The sequence below is a fragment of the Prauserella cavernicola genome, from assembly GCF_016595675.1.
In the GTDB taxonomy this organism is placed as follows: Bacteria; Actinomycetota; Actinomycetes; order Mycobacteriales; family Pseudonocardiaceae; genus Prauserella_A; species Prauserella_A cavernicola.
Genome location: NZ_JAENJH010000003.1, coordinates 407,764 through 424,602 on the forward strand (window position 1 = coordinate 407,764; position 16,839 = coordinate 424,602).

Annotated in this window: 14 protein-coding genes; 11 read left to right on the top strand and 3 right to left on the bottom strand. The window is 71.8% G+C overall.

Going from position 1 to position 16,839, the window contains the following annotated elements; all coding sequences use genetic code 11:
• On the top strand, window positions 1-798 hold the full coding sequence (locus JHE00_RS15290; protein WP_200318721.1) for a hypothetical protein: 798 nt from the start codon (window positions 1-3) through the stop codon (window positions 796-798).
• Here the strand turns inward: JHE00_RS15290 and JHE00_RS15295 are convergent.
• On the bottom strand, window positions 779-1,555 hold the full coding sequence (locus JHE00_RS15295; RefSeq protein WP_200318722.1) for a site-2 protease family protein: 777 nt from the start codon (window positions 1,553-1,555) through the stop codon (window positions 779-781). The two genes, JHE00_RS15290 and JHE00_RS15295, sit on opposite strands and share 20 nt — an antisense overlap.
• Window positions 1,556-1,803: 248 nt before the next feature.
• Between JHE00_RS15295 and JHE00_RS15300 the strand changes: the two genes are divergently transcribed.
• Entirely contained in the window at window positions 1,804-2,124 is a 321-nt protein-coding gene (locus tag JHE00_RS15300; protein ID WP_307831954.1) for a WhiB family transcriptional regulator, read from the top strand.
• Between the two features lie 148 nt (window positions 2,125-2,272).
• Window positions 2,273-5,602: a glycosyltransferase family 2 protein gene (locus tag JHE00_RS15305; RefSeq protein WP_200318724.1), complete on the top strand. Its 3,330-nt coding sequence runs from the start codon at window positions 2,273-2,275 to the stop codon at window positions 5,600-5,602.
• On the opposite strand, the gene JHE00_RS15310 is transcribed toward JHE00_RS15305, so the two are convergent.
• Entirely contained in the window at window positions 5,563-6,024 is a 462-nt protein-coding gene (locus tag JHE00_RS15310; protein ID WP_200319302.1) for a metallopeptidase family protein, read from the bottom strand. The two genes, JHE00_RS15305 and JHE00_RS15310, sit on opposite strands and share 40 nt — an antisense overlap.
• A 90-nt stretch (window positions 6,025-6,114) precedes the next feature.
• On the opposite strand from JHE00_RS15310, the gene JHE00_RS15315 reads away from it, so the two are divergent.
• From JHE00_RS15315 to JHE00_RS15340, 6 genes are all read left to right on the top strand, one after another.
• Complete coding sequence (locus JHE00_RS15315) at window positions 6,115-6,468, top strand: DUF3499 domain-containing protein (protein WP_200318725.1); 354 nt, start codon at window positions 6,115-6,117, stop codon at window positions 6,466-6,468.
• 83 nt (window positions 6,469-6,551) lie between these two features.
• Window positions 6,552-7,907, top strand: a complete 1,356-nt coding sequence (locus JHE00_RS15320) for a phosphomannomutase/phosphoglucomutase (RefSeq protein WP_200318726.1) — start codon at window positions 6,552-6,554, stop codon at window positions 7,905-7,907.
• Between the two features lie 36 nt (window positions 7,908-7,943).
• Window positions 7,944-8,186 carry a Trm112 family protein gene (locus JHE00_RS15325; protein WP_200318727.1) on the top strand — a complete coding sequence of 81 codons (243 nt, stop codon included), beginning with the start codon at window positions 7,944-7,946 and terminating at the stop codon, window positions 8,184-8,186.
• Window positions 8,176-9,267, top strand: a complete 1,092-nt coding sequence (locus tag JHE00_RS15330; protein ID WP_200318728.1) for a hypothetical protein — start codon at window positions 8,176-8,178, stop codon at window positions 9,265-9,267. Before JHE00_RS15325 ends, JHE00_RS15330 begins: the two co-directional genes overlap by 11 nt.
• A gap of 54 nt (window positions 9,268-9,321) precedes the next feature.
• On the top strand, window positions 9,322-10,551 hold the full coding sequence (manA, locus tag JHE00_RS15335) for a mannose-6-phosphate isomerase, class I (protein ID WP_200319304.1): 1,230 nt from the start codon (window positions 9,322-9,324) through the stop codon (window positions 10,549-10,551).
• A gap of 109 nt (window positions 10,552-10,660) precedes the next feature.
• Complete coding sequence (locus JHE00_RS15340; protein ID WP_200318729.1) at window positions 10,661-11,170, top strand: hypothetical protein; 510 nt, start codon at window positions 10,661-10,663, stop codon at window positions 11,168-11,170.
• Window positions 11,171-11,185: 15 nt separating this feature from the next.
• On the opposite strand, the gene JHE00_RS15345 is transcribed toward JHE00_RS15340, so the two are convergent.
• Window positions 11,186-14,209 (bottom strand): AfsR/SARP family transcriptional regulator, encoded by a 3,024-nt coding sequence (locus tag JHE00_RS15345; protein WP_200318730.1) that lies wholly within the window; start codon window positions 14,207-14,209, stop codon window positions 11,186-11,188.
• Between the two features lie 102 nt (window positions 14,210-14,311).
• On the opposite strand from JHE00_RS15345, the gene JHE00_RS15350 reads away from it, so the two are divergent.
• Both JHE00_RS15350 and JHE00_RS15355 read left to right on the top strand, forming a co-directional pair.
• Window positions 14,312-15,226 (top strand): cation diffusion facilitator family transporter, encoded by a 915-nt coding sequence (locus JHE00_RS15350; protein WP_200318731.1) that lies wholly within the window; start codon window positions 14,312-14,314, stop codon window positions 15,224-15,226.
• 68 nt (window positions 15,227-15,294) lie between these two features.
• Complete coding sequence (locus JHE00_RS15355; RefSeq protein WP_200318732.1) at window positions 15,295-16,836, top strand: amino acid permease; 1,542 nt, start codon at window positions 15,295-15,297, stop codon at window positions 16,834-16,836.
• Window positions 16,837-16,839: the final 3 nt, after the last annotated feature.

The following is a 16,839-nucleotide window of genomic DNA, read 5'->3' on the forward strand; positions in this document are numbered from 1 at the left end:
ATGGCGGAGGCCATTTCGGACAAGCACGTCGTGTCCGTGCTGCGGCCCTTCGTGCGCGCGACCGGGCCCGTGGTGGACGCGCTACGCGAGGCCGATCCGTTCGGCCTCGTCGCGCGAGCGTCGGTGGATTCGGCGGAGGACTCCGTCGCCGGGAACGGGTCGAAGCGCGCCAGACTGCTCGAGGCGGTCAAGTCGGTGAAGGTGCCCGGCACCAAGGGGTGGGCGGCCATGGACACCGAGCAGCGCACGGGCTGGTGGGTCAACCGCGTCGGCAGGTTCACCTCACTCGTCACCGCGGTGCCCGGCCTCGGTGGCGCGCTCGCCGACCGGTTCCCGATCCAGGACACGCTCGGCGCGGCATCGCAGGGGCTGTTGCTGTGCGCGATCGCGGGAGAGCGTGGTGTCACCGATGTCGGCGACCGCGTCCGCCTGCTCGCGTGGGTGCTCTTCGAGCGCGAGGTGAGCCGCGAGCTCGCCCAGGGCACGGCCGCCGACCGCGCGGCTGAGGACGCCGAGACCGCGAAGCTCACCGAGGAGCTCGAGTCGGCCAAGAAACGCGGCTCGGTCACCCTCAAGACCGTCGCCCGCACGCTGTGGCGACTCGGTCGCTCCCTGCTCGGTGTCACCGACGAACTGGAGAAGCGGCCGAGCGGCCGCTTCTACCACCAGGCGCTCGGGATGCTGCCCGTCGTCGGCATGGTCGGGGGCTACCTCGGCGAGCGCTCGGGGCTCAAGCGCGTCGCCAAGCGGGCGAACAAGTGGTTCGCCCGCGAGGAGATCAGTAACGCCAGAACATGAAGCCCATCTGACCGAGCTGCGACAGGGTCTCGTCGCCCCCGACGGCGCCGAACACGAAGTCGGTCATGTCCCACAGCGCGTTGCCGAACCCGGGCAGGCCGATGATCAACGCGAACAGCACGAGCGGCGCCCACGGCCGGGCCTTGGCGCCGAACTCGCGCGCCTGCGGCGAGAGATAGGGCTCGATCGCCCCGAAGCCGTCCAGACCGGGCACCGGCAGGATGTTGATCACGAACGCGAGGATCTGCAGCGAGGCCAGGTACGAGAGACCGATGGCGAGCCCGATCGGCATCGGCGCGAACACCACCGCGATCGTCAGCAGGATGCCGATCGCCAGGTTGCTCAGCGGCCCCGCGAGCGAGACCCACGACGACACCGAGCGCGAACGCAGCGCCCACCGGTTGATCCACACCGCGCCGCCGGGCAGCGGGATGCCGCCGATCGCGAGGATGATCAACGGCAGCACGAGCGACATGACCGGGTCGGTGTAGCGCCGGATGTCGAGCGACAGGTAGCCCTTGTGCGCCACCTCGTAGTCGCCGCCCTTGTAGGCCACGAACGCGTGGCCGAACTCGTGCAGCGTGAGCGAGAGCGCCCACCCGCCCAGCACGAGCACGAACAGACCGAGCGTGCCGAGGGCGTCACGTTGGAGTGTGTCCGTCCAGGGCGCCACGAACGCCGTGAGCGCGCCACCGGCGATGGTCACGAGCAGGATGACGTAGAAGAGCAGGCTGGGGCGAACTACGGATCGTTGCACGAACCCCAGTCTGGCCTATCCGCTTCCGGCCGTGTGTCCGGCGTTGTCGGCCTTGTCGGATCCTCGTGAGATTTCATCGGCGTGTCCGCTTGCGCGTGGCGGCCGAAGTATCCCCCAAAGTTGGGACTCGGCTTGACCTGGCCGCACTACACAGGTGTAATCACATTGATGTCATTCGCCGCCGAAAGGGGGGTGGCGATGACGGTTTCACCGCCAGCCTGGGAGTGCGTGAGAGCGAGGAGGCGGACGTGCGGTTGGACACTAGTGGAAGGGAATGGGGGCGCGTCATGGATTGGGGGCACCCGGAAGAGGATCTGGGCGTGCTCACCGATCTGCTCGACGTGACCGATGAGCAGGACTGGCAGGAGCGCGCGCTGTGTGCGCAGACCGACCCGGAGGCGTTCTTCCCCGAAAAGGGTGGATCCACCAGGGAGGCCAAGCGAATCTGCCAGGGCTGCGATGTCAAGGACGACTGCCTCGAGTACGCGCTCGCACACGACGAGCGCTTCGGTATCTGGGGCGGGCTTTCCGAACGAGAGCGGCGCAAGCTCAAGAAACGCGTTGTGTGACAGGTGTTTCGCGCCCGGGCCGGACTGTGGGATGACCGCGGCCCGCGCCTGGGCGGCATGGTCCGGGCCACGCCGTTGTCCGTCGGTGCACCTCGTAGGGTGAGCGCACCCGCTCACTCTCGACACGCCTGACACCACGGAGAAGTCCTTGCCCAGGACGCCAACGCCGCCCGCGGCGCAGACGGCACCGGTCCTCGCGATTCTGGTCTGCCACAACGGAGAAGACTGGCTACCGTTGACGCTGTCCGCGTTGCGGCGCACCGGCGTCCGGCCCCGACATGTGCTCGCCGTGGACACCGGTTCCACCGACGGCACGGCCGAGTTGCTGAAGTCCGCGGCCACCGACGGGGCGGCGGGCCCACCGGTTCTCGACGGCGTCATCACGCTTGCCGAGGAGACCGGATTCGCCGCTGCGGTCGCCGAAACCGTCACTCTTGCGAGTGAACGTTGGGGAGATCCAGGACAGTGGATCTGGCTCCTGCACGACGACAGCGCGCCCGAGCCGGACTGTCTCGACATCCTCCTGCGCGCGGCCGAAACGGCCCCCTCGGCCGCGGTGCTCGGACCACTCGCGGTCGACTGGACCGATCCGAGACTCATCGTCGAGGCCGGACTGTCCACCGACGCCTCCGGCCACCGGCAGCCCGCCGTGCCGCGCAGGCTCGGCGCCGAGGACTCTCCCGAGCAGAGCACCGAGGTGCTCGCCGTGCCCAGCGCGGGCTCGCTGATCCGGCGCGAGACGTGGGACGAGCTCGGTGGTTTCGACCGCGAGATCTCCTTGCTGCGCGAGGACATCGACTTCGGCTGGCGGGTGAACGCGGCGGGCGGCGTGGTGCTGTGCGTACCGCTCGCGCGGCTGCGGCACGTGCGCGCGGCGGGCACGGGACAGCGCGCCGCCAACGCACTGGCCGGTTCCTTCGCCAGCACCGCCGAGGCCGACCGCGTGTTCGGGCTCCGGACGTTCCTCGTCAACTGCTCCACCGTCTCTTGTGTACTCGGAGTGCCCCGGCTCGTGCTGCTGTGCGTGCTGCGCGGACTCGGATTCGCCTTGCTGCGCAACGGAACCAGGGCGCGCGCCGAGTTCGGCGCCGCCGGGTACCTGCTCGGCGGGAAGGCGAAGCTGCGCGAGGCTAGGGCCTCCCGGCAGCCCGGCAGCGTGCGCGGGTTGTTCACGAGCAGGGTCGGCAGGCTCCGTGCCGCGCTGCGCGGCGGCGTCGTGCACCTGGTGCGCAGGCGCGTGGAGAGCGAGGCCGCGCTCGGCAGGCTGCCCGAGACCGCGCGGGACGACACCGCGGCGTGGATCCCGCCCGAGGTCCGTACCTCGCGCCAGGTTCCGGTCGGCCCTGACGCGCTGCCCGCCGGGGCCACGCGACCGCTGCGCTCCCGCACGAGCGGGCTGCGCCGGCCCTCCGACGTCGTCGCCGTGCCACTGCCGGAACCGGAGCGGGCCGAACCGGAACAGCCGCGTGCGAGGCCCTCACCCGGCGCCGCGGCCGCCGACCGGGACCTGGTCTTCGTGCCGCTCGACCGGCGCCGGGTGCTCGCCGCGACGTTGTTCGCCCCGCCCGTGGCGCTGCTCGTTGTGCTCACCGCGCTCGGGCTCGTCCTCAACGGCGGCAGGCTCGGGCTGGACCTGGCGGGGGCCGACCTGTTGCCGGTCGGCGACCTCGGGCGAGTGTGGTCCACCTACCTCGATTCGTGGCACGCGTTCGCGGGCGGCACGGCCAGCGCCGCGCCGGTGGCGCTGCCGGTGCTCGGCCTGCTCGGCGCGCCGCTGGCCCCGCTCGGCGGACCGGCCGCGCTCGTGTCCCTGGTGCTGATCCTGGATCTTCCGCTCTCGGCGCTCGTTGCCTACGCGGCGACGCGACGGCTGCGCGTGGACCGCTGGGTGCGCGCCGGCCTCGCCGCCGGGTACGCGCTGCTGCCCGCCGCCACCGCCTCGGTGGCGCAGGGCCGCGTGGACGTCGTGGTGGTGCACATCCTGCTGCCCGCGCTGATCGCCGGGATCGTGGCCGTGCTCACTCGCGCCGACGAACGCTGGCTCAGCACCAGCGTGCTGTGCGCCCTCACGCTGGCCGTCGTGGGTGCGTTCTCCCCACTCACGCACGGGCTCGCGCTCGCCGCGCTCGTGCTCGGGTTCGTCGTGCTGCCGCCACCGGGACACCGGCCGGCACGCGGCATCCCCGCCGTCGCGCTCGTCGTGCTGCTGCCGCCGGTGCTCCTGCTGCCGTGGCTGCCGACACTGCTGACCAGTCCCTCGCTGCTGCTGCACGGCCTCGGCACCCCGGCGGAAAGCGCGGCCGGAGCCGACCTCGCCGGGCTCGATCCCGGAGGCGCGGGCGGCTTCCCGCTCGGGCTGGTCGTGGTGATCGCGGCGCTCGCGGCCGCCGTCGCCAGGCCGACGGCGCGCGTCGTGCCGGGGCTCGCCGTGGTGCTACTGGGTGTGGTGGGCACGGGCGTGACGCAGCTCGTCGAGCTGGCCCCGCCCCGCGGCGGCGCGCAGGCGCCCGCGTTCGCGGGAGCGCCACTGCTCGTCGTCGGCGCCGGGCTGCTGCTGGTCGTGCTGGGCACCTGCTCCGCCGGGCTCGGCGCCGCTCCGAGGTCGCTCGCCAGAGCCGGTGCCCTCGGCGGGGTCGCCGTGCTGCTCACCCTCGCCGCGGGCGGCGTCGCGACCGGACGCGAGGGCACCGTGCGCGCCGACGGTGGCTGGAGTCTCGCCCCGTCGCTCACGCGGGAACTGGCCGACACCGGACGCAGCGTGCTGGTGCTGGGCGCCCAGGGCGAGCCCGTCCGCCAGTCAGGCGGCAGGCTGCCCGGCTACGGCGACGACGCGCTCGTACCCGTCGAAGGGACTCCCGAGCGGCTCTCGGTGTGGCAGCGCGAGCTGCTCGCCGGAGCACCGGAGGCGGTGACCTCGGCCGCCTCGGCCGGCGTGCTGTTCCTGGTGCTGCCGCCCGGCGAGGACGGCGCGCGGCTGCGGCAGGCCGCCGACGACCTCGTCGCGGACGCACCTCCGGCCACGGACGGCAGGACGGTGCTGCGGCTGACCCCCGTGTCGGGCCAGGTCACGCTTGTCTCGCCGGAGCAGGCGCGGCGCGCCGTCAGCGGCGAGCCGCCGAGCGGCGAGCTGATGACCGGCGACTCGGCAGCCGAGGTCCAGGCCGAGCTGCCCGACGTGCGCGTGCGGGTCTCCGACGGCCCGGACGGACGGCTGCTGGTGCTCGCCGCCGAACACGAGGCGGGCTGGCGGGCGAGCGTCAACGGCGAGCCGGTGCCGATCGTGCCCGCGTGGGGTCACCAGGTGGCGGTGTCGGTGCCGCCAAGGACCTCGGAGGTCACCGTGGAGTACTCACCGGCTCTGCACAACGTGCTGCTGCTGATCCAGGTGGCTGCGGTGCTGTTCACGGCGCTCACGGCGATCCCGGGGCGAAGGGGAACTCACTCGCCGTCGATGATGTCGGGCTCGACACCCAGGTAGATCGCGATCTGCTCGACCAGTACGTCGTGCACGAGATCGGCCAGCTCGGCTGAGTCCTTGGCGCGTGCCTCGAGCGGACGGCGGTAGAGCACGATCCGTGCCCTCGTGGGCAGGCCCGCCCTGTCGACCCCGGCCGGAACCAGCCGCGACAGCGGCACGGCGCCGTCGTGCAGCACGCCCTCCGCCTGCTCGGGCGGCAGGTCCTCGCCGACCTCGGGGACGTCGTCCACGGCGACGTCGAGCTTGGTCAGCTCCGTGCGCCAGCGCGCCTCGATCGGCTCCAGCGCGTCGAGCACGAGCGCATCGAACTTCTCCGCGCGACTCGCCGCGGCGGGCAGCGTCGCGGGGTACAGCGGACCGCGCAGTCCGCGACCGTGCCGGTCGCGGCGCATCCGCTGCCGATAGCGCGAACTCCGAGCCATTGCCACGTGAGGAAGCCTAACGCGGCCGCGCTGGGCCGATCCGGTGTGTCATCGGCGCGCCAACGCCCGAAGGGGCTATCGTGATCAACCGTGCCGAGCGTACGGAAGTGTTCGCGGACGGGCTGCCTCGAGCCCGCAGTCGCCACGCTGACCTACGCCTACAGCGATTCCACCGCCGTGGTGGGCCCACTCGCGACGGCGTCGGAACCCCACTCGTACGACCTCTGCGAGGCACACGCCCTGCGGCTCACGGTGCCGCGCGGCTGGGAGGTCGTCAGACACGAGGGCGAGTTCTCGGAGCCGGAACCCTCGAGCGACGAGCTCACCGCGCTGGCCGAGGCCGTGCGCGAAGCGGGCCGCTCAGACCCGGTATCCGCTCCCGAGCAGCCGGAAGCCGCCCCGGGCAGACGGGGTCACCTCCGCGTACTGCCCGGCCGCGCCTGACGCCGTCCGCCAGTCGGTAGGCTTCCCATCGAGCACTCGGGGCTCGGGGAAACGACCGATCGGACGACCAGCGGGGAGAGGGCGTGTCAGACCTGTCGGGCATCGTGAAGGCCTACGACATCAGGGGCGTGGTCGGCGACCAGTTGAACGCGGACCTGGTCAGGGACTTCGGAGCCGCGTTCGCCCTGCTGATCAAGCCGGACTCGCCGTCGGTGGTGATCGGCCACGACATGCGCGAGTCCTCGCCCGGCCTCGCCGCCGCCTTCGCCGAGGGTGTCACCTCGCAGGGCCTTGACGTGATCTCGATCGGCCTGGCCAGCACCGACCAGCTGTACTTCGCCTCCGGCAGCCTCAACATGCCCGGCGCGATGTTCACGGCGAGCCACAACCCGGCCCAGTACAACGGCATCAAGCTGTGCCGCGCGGGCGCCGCCCCGGTCGGGCAGGACTCCGGCCTCGCCGAGATCCGCGACACCGTGGAGCAGGGCGTGCCCGAGTTCGCGGGCCAGCCCGGCAGTGTGGTGGAGCGAGACGTGCTCACCGCCTACGCCGACCACCTGCGCACGCTCGTCGACCTCACCGGCATCCGGCGGCTCAAGGTCGTCGTCGACGCGGGCAACGGTATGGGCGGGCACACCGTGCCGACCGTGTTCGAGGGACTTCCACTCGAGGTCGTGCCCATGTACTTCGAGCTCGACGGCAGCTTCCCGAACCACGAGGCCAACCCGCTCGACCCGAAGAACATCGTCGACCTGCAGGCGAAGGTGCGCGAGACCGGCGCCGACGTGGGCCTCGCCTTCGACGGCGACGCCGACCGCTGCTTCGTCGTGGACGAGAACGGCGACCCGGTGTCGCCCAGCGCGGTCACCGCGCTCGTCGCGGTGCGCGAGCTCGCCAAGGAGCCCGGCGGCACCGTGATCCACAACCTCATCACGTCAAAGGGCGTGCCGGAGATCGTGAGCGAGCACGGCGGCAACCCCGTGCGCACCAGGGTCGGGCACTCGTTCATCAAGGCGAAGATGGCCGAGACCGGCGCGATCTTCGGCGGCGAGCACTCGGCGCACTACTACTTCCGGGACTTCTGGCGCGCCGACACCGGCATGCTCGCGGCGCTGCACGTGCTGGCCGCACTGGGCGAGCAGGACGGCCCGCTCTCGGTGCTGACCAGGGAGTACAGCCGTTACGCCGCGTCGGGGGAGATCAACTCGACGGTGAGCGACCAGGTGGCGCGCCAGCTCGCGGTGAAGGACGCCTTCGCCGGCCGTCCCGGAGTCGCCGTCGACGACCTGGACGGGCTCACGGTCGACCTCGGTGAGCGAGGCTGGTTCAACCTGCGTCCCTCCAACACCGAGCCGCTGCTCAGGCTCAACGTCGAAGCGCCTGACGAGGCCGCCGTCAAGTCGCTGACCGACGAGGTTCTGGCGATCGTCCGCGGCTGAGAATGCGGAAACCACTGATCGTGATAAAGAGGAATGATGGCCGTCACCCTTGACGCACAGCTGCTGGAGATCCTCGCGTGCCCGTCGCCGGACCACGCGCCGCTGACCCCCGGCACGCCGGACGACCCGGCGGCCGACGCGCTCACGTGCACCTCGTGCGGGCGGACCTACCCCGTCCGCGACGGCATTCCCGTGCTTCTGCTCGACGAAGCGACACCTCCGACCAACGGCGAGCCGGACACGGACTCGCCTGACGACTCCAGTTCCGATGGCGCTTGACGACACGCTGCTCGACGATCCCGCCCGGCTGAACGAGGCCGACGGCGCGGGGTTGCTGCGCGCCGCGGCGATGGCTGGCGCGCAGGTGCGGGCCACCATCGAGGCCGCGGCCGAGCTCGAGCTCTCCGACCGGCTCGACATCGGGCGGCCGCGCGCCGTCGTGCTCGTGGTCAGGCCCGGTGTCAGCCGCAGCGTGACCGCCGTGCTCAACGCGCTGCTCGCTCCCGCGTGCCCGGTGCCGGTCGTGATCTCCGAGACGGTGCCCAGCTGGATCGGGGCGCTCGACGTGGTGCTCGCGCACACCGACGACCCCTACGACAGCGACCTCGCGGGTTCGCTCGAGCGAGCGGCCCGCTACGGCGCCACAGTGGTGCTCTCGGCGCCGCCGGACGGGCCTGTCGCGTCGTCGATCGCGGGCAGGGGACTGCTCATCGCGCCGCGCGTGCTGGTGCCGCCCGAGCTGGCGTTCGCGAGGGCACTCACCGCGGGCCTGCTCACGGCCAACACGCTCGGCCTGCTCGTGTCCGACGTCGAGGGCCTCGCCGACCGGCTCGACAGCGAGGCCGAGCGCTGCCATCCCGGCCACGAGACGTTCGTCAACCCGGCCAAGGCGCTCGCTCTGCGCATCGCCGACCACACGCCCCTGCTGTGGGGCCTCGACCAGGTGGCGGTCGCCGCCGCACAACACGCCTCGTACGCGCTCGGTGCCCACGCGGGGATCGTCAGCGACGCCGCCGACTTCCGGCAGGCGCTGGCGCGGCCCGCGCTGCACCGGGCGGTCACGAGAAGCGGCGGAGAGCGCAACATCTTCGCCGATCCCGACGACTTCTCTGCCGAGGCCCCGCCGCCGAGGGCCTTTCTGCTCGCTGTCCGCACCGGCCAGGCCGCGGACGGCGCGCGGTACAGAGCGAGCGAAATGCTGCCCTCAGCCGACCTGCTGGCGCCCGCCGACGAGATCAGCGCCGACGACGCGGGCTGCGCGGCTGTACTTGCACTTCGGTTCGAGCTGGCGGCCGTGTACCTGGGCCTCGCTGCTGGGACCATCGGGGGAGCTGGCCGGTACACGCCGGCGACGGCGTAGGCCAGCGATGAGGAAAGGCCGGTGCGACACGGCCGGCGAGGAGTGGAGTTGACCGTGGAACTGCTGCGCAACGCCGTACGGCCATATGCGTGGGGGTCCCGAACCACGATCCCGGAGCTGCTGGGGCGTCCGGTGCCGTCGCCGCATCCGGAAGCGGAGTTGTGGATGGGCGCCCATCCCGGCGACCCGTCGCACGTGATCGGTCCGGATGGCACCGAGCACAGCCTGCTCGAACTGGTGGAGTCCGATCCGGTCGGTCAGCTCGGCGTGCGCTGCGCCGAACACTGGGGCGGCAGGCTGCCGTTCCTGCTCAAGATCCTCGCGGCCGAGGAGCCGCTGTCGATGCAGGCCCACCCGTCGGCCCAGCAGGCCGCCGAGGGTTACGCGCGCGAGGAGGCCGCCGGCATCGCCCGGGACGCGTCCAACCGCAACTACCCGGACCCCACGGCCAAGCCCGAGCTGGTCTGCGCGCTCACCGAGTTCCACGCGCTCGCCGGGTTCCGAGACCCGGACCGCACCGTCGAGCTGCTGCGCGCCATCGACACCCCGGGGCTCACGAAGTACAGCGAGCTGCTCGCCGCGCAGCCGGACCCCGACGGGCTCCGCGCGCTGTTCACGACGTTCATCACCCTGCCGCAGCCCGCGCTCGACGAGCTGCTGCCCGAGGTGCTCGACGCGTGCGTGCGCCACGTCAAGGACCACGGGGAGTTCGACGCCGAGTGCCGCACCGTGCTCGGCCTCGGCGAGACGCACCCGAGGGACGCGGGCGTGCTCGCCGCGCTGCTGCTCAACCGGCTGACCCTGCATGCGGGCGAGGCCATCTACCTGCCCGCCGGCAACCTGCACCTCTACCTGCACGGCACCGCGGTGGAGATCCTCGCCAACTCGGACAACATCCTGCGTTGCGGGCTCACGCCGAAGCACGTCGACGTTCCCGAGCTGCTGCGCGTGGTCGACTTCGCGTGCGGTGACATGCCCGTGCTCTCCGGCGAGGCCGCGGGCCGGTCGTCGGTGTATCGCACGGGCACGCCGGAGTTCGAGCTCTCGCGGGTCGAGTGGACCGACGGCGACCGCGGTGAGCTGGACCTGCACGGCACCGGACCCGAGATCCTGTTGTGCACGGCGGGTGAGCTGCTGCTGTGTGCCGACGACGGCACCAAGGTGGAGCTGCACCGGGGTGAGTCGGTGTGGCTGCCCGCGTCCGATCCCGGGGTGAAAGTGCGCCCGATCGGCACTGAGCCCGCTCACCTGTTCAGGGCAACCGTCGGTACCTGTATCGACTGACTCGCTCCACGGACTGTGTTCGTTCCGTGTGGTCCCGTTCTCCAAGATCGTCTGTACGGGTGACGAACTGCGTCATCTGTCCGGGGATCGAATCAAGGAGAACTACGCAGTGAGCACCCACTTCGCTGCCGGTCCGGTGCCCAGCGCGCCTGCCGTCAACCGTCCCGCCACGTTGCTCGCCGCGCTCGTCGCGGCGGCGGTCGGGGCACTGGCCACGATCGGCAACGCCATCGTCATGCGAACCGGCGGCGACGACCTGGCCGTCGAGGTCCTCGCGAGCGCGCTCGGCAGGCCGCCGGAGCTGATCAGCACGATGGCTCCGTCGTCCGTCATCGCCGACGTGTCCGACACGCTGTCCACGCGCGGCACCATGGCGCTGCTCGCGGGAGTCGGTCTGGTGGTGTTCGCCCTGCTCATGCGCAAGGCAGCGACGTGGTCGCGGGTGCTGGTGACGATCTTCGCGGTGCTCACCGGCCTGATCGCGGGCAGGGTCGCGACCGACGACGGCAGCACGATCATGATCGTGCTCGGAATCCTGGGCGTGCTCGGCGCCGTCGCGGCGATCGTGCTCACGTGGCTGCCCGCCAACGGGCGCTACGCGAAGGCATTGAAAAACTGACGAACGCGGGCTGAGTCAAGCCTGACGACTGGGGGTGACGCCGGGCGTGCCCGCGACGACGGCGCGTCCGGTGCCCCGGGTCAGCTTCATCAGCAACGCCACCAGGGTGGCCGCGCTGGCGTCCCTCGGGTCGGTGAGCAGGTCGGCCTCCGCTCGCGCCGCCTCGGCGCTCGTGGGTTGCCCGACGGCGTCGTAGGCCGTCGCCAGCACCCGCAGCGACACGACCGTCGACGCCACACTGCCCATGGACCGGAACTCCGCGAGCCCCGTGTTCAGCAGCTCGATCGCCTCGGGTGCCCGGTCCTCGCCGATCAGGCCCGCCGCGAGCGCCCGCGCGCACGAGAGCTCCCTCGGCCGCTCGTTGAGCGCCCTCGCCAGGTCGTGCGCCTCGGTGTAGGCCGCCACCGCCTCGTCGCGTTTGCCGAGACCGGCGTTGATCGCCCCGAGCGTGCGCAGCGACCTGGCCAGCGACGAGCGCACGGACACCGCCCGCAGCAGCTCCACCGACTCCGTTGCCAGTTCCCGCGCCGTGGCCAGCTCACCGGCCAGCGTGAGCGACCACGCCAGCCCGCCGAGCGCCTGCGCGATCGGCACCGGAGCACCGGAGTGCCGCGCGGCGACGAGCGCGTTGCGGTTCACGCGCACCGAGTCACCGAGCCTGCCGAGCCGGTTGAACGCCTCGGTCCTGATCTGTTCGACGTGCTGGGTCGCGGCCTCGTCGGGCTGTTCCCGCAGCAGGGCGAGGGCGTGGTCGGCCACCTCGAGCGACTCTCCCGGCCTGCCCAGCCCGACCAGACAGCGCGCGAGGTTCGCGGCGACCCACGCGGCCGTGTGCCGCTCGCCGAGTTCGAGCAGTGCCGATGCGCACGCGCGGTAGCGGCGCTCGGCCTCCTCGTGCTCGCCCCTCGCATGTACCAGCACCGCCAGGTTGGCCTCCGCCCACGCGGCGACCTTCGGCACGCCCGCCTTGCGAGCGAGCCTGAGCAGGTTCTCGTGGCAGGCCCGCATGTCCGCGTACTGCCCGTGCAGCCACAGGTAGCCGCTCAGCCGTTCCAGCAGCAACACGGCCTCGCCGTGCCAGCCGTTGCGAAAGATCGCGCCGATCACCGTGACCAGGTTGGCCCGCTCGGTGGCGAACCACGTGTGCGGATCGTCCACGAGCCGGGCGACGGTCTCGCCGGCCAGCGAGTCCTCGGACGCGCCAAAGGGCCACCTCGGCAGCGGCACGGTCCACGGCAGCTGCCGCGTGGCGGCCTCGGCCAGCGCCACCGTGACGTGCACGAGTGTGTGCACCTTCGTCGTGTCCCCGTGCTGCTCGCGTGCGAACACCCGCACCAGGTCGTGCAGCCGGAACCGCGGCTCACCGGTGGCGTCGACGCCGACCGGGGCCAGCAGGCTCGCCTCGACCAGCTCCTCGACGGCCCCGTCGGCTCCGGGGTCGTCGATCAGCACGGCGATGGCCCAGGCCGGCGCCTCGATGTCGCCGCACAACGCGAGCGCCCGTACTCCCTCGCGGGCGAGCGGCGTCAGCGCCTCGAAACTCAGCGCGATGCTCGTCCGCACCTGCCGATCGCTGACGCTGAGCTCGTCCAGCCGGTTGCGCTCGTCGTCGAGCCGGTCGGCCAGCGTCCGCAGCCGCAGGTTGGGCCTGATCGCCAGCCGCGTGCCCGCGATGCGCAGCGCCAGCGGCAGGTTGCCGCACGCGGCGGCGATGCGCGCCGCGTCGTCGGGCTCGCCGCCGACGCGGTCCGGTCCGGCGAGGTGCGACAGCAGGGCGGCCGCCTCGTGGTCGTCGAACGGCCCGAGCGGCACGCGCCGGGCCCCGTCGAGCGCGCTGAGCCTGCGCCTGCTCGTCACCAGCACCGCACAGCCCGGTGTGCCGGGCAGCAGCGGGCGCACCTGCTCCGCCGAGGCGGCGTCGTCGAGCACCACCAGCACCTTGCGGTCGGTCAGCCTGCCCCGGTACGCCGCGGCCCGCGCGTGCGGATCGTCGGGGATCGCGGGGCCGCTCACGCCCAGCGCGCGCAGCAGGTCCGCGAGTACGTCGGCGGGATCGCGCGGCTGCCAGGCCCCGCTGAGCTGCACGAACAGCTGGCCGTCCGGGAACCGCCCGCGCACGTGGTGTCCCACGCGCACGGCCAGCGTGCTCTTGCCCGCGCCTGGCTCCCCGCTGAGCACCGTCACCGGCATCGCCGCCTCGGTGGTGAGCGAATCGGCGAGCACCCGCACCTGCTCCTCGCGACCGGAGAAGTCGGCGAGGTCCGCGGGCAGCTGGCAGATCGGCCACGGCGAGGCAGTGCCCGGCCCGGCGTCGTCCCCGCGCAGCACGGCCTCGTGCACGCGCCGGAGCTCGGCCCCCGGGTCGACGCCCAGCTCGTCGGCCAGCGCCGCCCGGATGCGGCCGTGGACGGCCAGCGCCTCGGCCTGCCGTCCCGAGCGCTGCAGCGCGAGCATCAACAGCGCCGCGGCCCGCTCGCGCAGCGGATTCGCCGCGAGGAACTGCTCCAGCTCGGCGACGAGTTCGGCGTGCCCGCCCGTGGCGAGCCCGGCCTCGGCCAGGTCCTCGAACACCGTCAGCCGCTCGCCGTCGAGCCTCGCCGCGACGGGCGTGAGCGAGGGCACGTGGACGTCGGCGAGCGCGGGTCCCCGCCACTGCGCGAGCGCGACGCGCAGGTGCGCCGCCGCGGCGGCGTGCTCGCCGGCCTGAGCCGCGCGCCTGCCCCTGGCCGCCTCGGCCTCGAACGTCAGCAGGTCCACCTCGGCGTCGTCGGCCCGCAGCCGGTAGCCGCCGGGCGCGTGCTCGATGGGCACCCCGAGCCGTTCCCGTAGCCGCGAGACGTAGGTGTGCAGGTTGGAGGCGTAGGACTTGGGCGGCACGTCCGGCCAGAGGGCCTCCACCAGTGAGTCGACGGGCACGAACTCGCCCGCGCGAGCCAGCAGCATCGCGAGCAGCGTGCGCTGCCGCTCGCCCCGCAACCGGACGAACCGCCCTTCGGGATCGGAGACGGTCAGGGGACCGAGCACACCGAAACTCGCCACCAGCGTCCTTCCCCAGCCTGAAGGCCAGAAAGTTTACGCACCGGCCCGCGGAGCGTCCTAAGCTGCACGCCGTCGATCCCACGAGAACCCGAGGGGGCGAGGGTGGCAGCAAGCGGCGGCACCAAGGCGATCCTGGCGGCACTGGGCGCCAACGCGGGCATCGCGGTGGCCAAGTTCGTCGGCTTTCTCATCACCGGCTCGTCGTCGATGCTGGCCGAGTCCGTGCACTCGGTCGCCGACACCTCCAACCAGGGCCTGCTCCTGCTCGGCCAGAAGACCTCGCGTCGCAGGGCCACGAAGGAGCACCCGTTCGGCTACGGCCGCGACCGCTACTTCTACGCCTTCGTCGTCGCGCTGATGCTGTTCACGCTCGGCTCGGCGTTCGCGCTCTACGAGGGCATCCACAAGGTCCAGCACCCCGAGGACCTGACCTCGCCGCTGGTGGCCGTGGTGATCCTGCTCGTCGCCATCGCGCTCGAGAGCTACAGCTTCCGCACCGCCATCGTCGAGTCGCGCAAGATCAAGGGCGACACGACGTGGTGGGGTTTCATCCGGCAGTCCAAGACCCCCGAGCTGCCGGTGGTGCTGCTCGAGGACGCCGGAGCCCTGTTCGGTCTCGTCTTCGCGCTACTGGGCGTGGGGCTCTCCGTGCTCACCGGCGACGCGGTGTGGGACGGCGTCGGCACGATCATGATCGGCGTGCTGCTCGGTGTCATCGCCGTCACGCTCATCATCGAGACGAAGAGTCTGCTGATCGGCGAGGGCGCGGGCGAGCGCGAACTCGAGACCATCGTCGGTGAGCTCGTCTCGGGCGACATCGAGCGCGTCATCCACATCCGCACCCAGTACCTCGGTCCCGACGAGCTGCTGGTGGCGGCCAAGCTCGCGCTGCGCAGCGGCCTGCCCATGCGCGACGTGGCGACCGCGATCGACGAGGCCGAACGGCGCGTGCGGGCGAAAGTTCCCGCCGCACGGCTCATCTACCTGGAGCCCGACCTGGACCGGGCCCTCGCCTGACTCTGCCCGAACTCACCGATTAGTGTGACCCGCCGGTCCTGTAATCCAGGCGTTTCAAGGAGGAGACCGTGCCGGGAACCGGTATGTGGCGGACCAAGTCTGTCGAGCAATCCATAGCCGATACCGACGAGCCGGGGACCCGGCTCCGAAGAAACCTCGGCGCGTGGGACCTGACCGTTTTCGGTGTCGCCGTGATGATCGGTGCGGGCATCTTCACGCTCACCGCGCGCACCGCGGGTGACATGTCCGGCCCGTCGGTGGCGCTCGCGTTCACCTTCGCCGGGATCGCGTGTGGCCTCGCGGCGCTCTGCTACGCCGAGTTCGCCTCGACGGTGCCGGTCGCGGGTAGCGCCTACACCTTCTCCTACGCCACGTTCGGCGAGTTCCTCGCGTGGATCATCGGCTGGGACCTCATCCTCGAGTTCTCGGTGGCCGCGGCCGCGGTCGCCAAGGGCTGGTCGGTCTACCTCCAGGACGTGCTCGTCGCCGCGTTCGGCGAGGGCGCCTCGACAACGGTGGACATCGGCGGCATCAGCGCCGACTGGGGTTCGCTGCTGCTGGTCGGCATCCTGGCCGGGCTGCTGACGGCGGGCACCAAGCTGTCCTCGCGCTTCAGCATCGTGATCACGGCGATGAAGGTCGTGATCATCCTCTTCGTGATCGTCCTCGGCATCGCCTACATCAGCCCGGACAACTACACGCCGTTCATCCCGCCGGCGGGCGAGGGCGGTGAGGCCGGCCAGGGCATCGAGCAGTCGCTGTTCTCCGTGCTGGTCGGCGGTTCCACCAGCGTCTACGGTGCGTTCGGCCTGCTTGCGGGCGCCTCGCTGGTGTTCTTCGCGTTCATCGGCTTCGACATCGTCGCCACCACCGCGGAGGAGACCCGCAACCCGCAGCGCAACGTCCCGCGAGGCATCCTCGGCTCGCTCGCGATCGTCACCGTGCTCTACGTGGCGACCTCGCTCGTGGTCTCGGGCATGGTGCCCTACACCGACCTGGCCACGGACGCCGAGCCGGAGGGCCGCAAGACGCTCGCCACGGCGTTCTCACTCAACGGCGTCGACTGGGCGGCAAACATCATCTCCGTCGGCGCGCTCGCCGGTCTCACCACGGTGGTCATGGTGCTGATGCTCGGCCAGCAGCGCGTGCTGTTCGCGATGGCGCGCGACGGACTGGTCCCGCGCAAGCTCGCCAAGACCGGCAAGCGCGGCACCCCGGTGCGCGTCAACATCCTGGTCGGCATCGTCGTCGCCATCGCCGCCACGTTCTTCGAGGCCGACAAGCTCGAGGAAATGGTCAACGTCGGCACGCTGTTCGCGTTCGTGCTGGTGTCGGCGGGTGTGCTGGTGCTGCGCAAGACGCGGCCCGACCTGCCGCGCGGCTTCCGCGTGCCGTGGGTTCCGGTGATCCCGATCCTGGCGATCGTCGCCTGCGTGTGGCTGATGCTGAACCTGACCGTGCTCACCTGGGTCCGGTTCCTGGCCTGGATGGCGCTCGGCGTGGTCGTCTACTTCGCCTACAGCAAGCGGCACTCGCTGCTCGGCAAGAGGATCAAGGAGCAGGAGAAGGAACAGGCCGAGGAGCCTGGTCCGGTCTCCTCGTCCGACTGAGCC

Bases quoted from the DNA above. Each gene is read 5' to 3' on its own strand.
- JHE00_RS15290 (WP_200318721.1), top strand. From the start codon at position 1: ATGGCGGAGGCCATTTCGGACAAGCACGTCGTGTCCGTGCTGCGGCCC.
- JHE00_RS15310 (WP_200319302.1), bottom strand. From the start codon at position 6,024: ATGGCTCGGAGTTCGCGCTATCGGCAGCGGATGCGCCGCGACCGGCAC.
- JHE00_RS15325 (WP_200318727.1), top strand. From the start codon at position 7,944: ATGGCCGTCACCCTTGACGCACAGCTGCTGGAGATCCTCGCGTGCCCG.
- JHE00_RS15330 (WP_200318728.1), top strand. From the start codon at position 8,176: ATGGCGCTTGACGACACGCTGCTCGACGATCCCGCCCGGCTGAACGAG.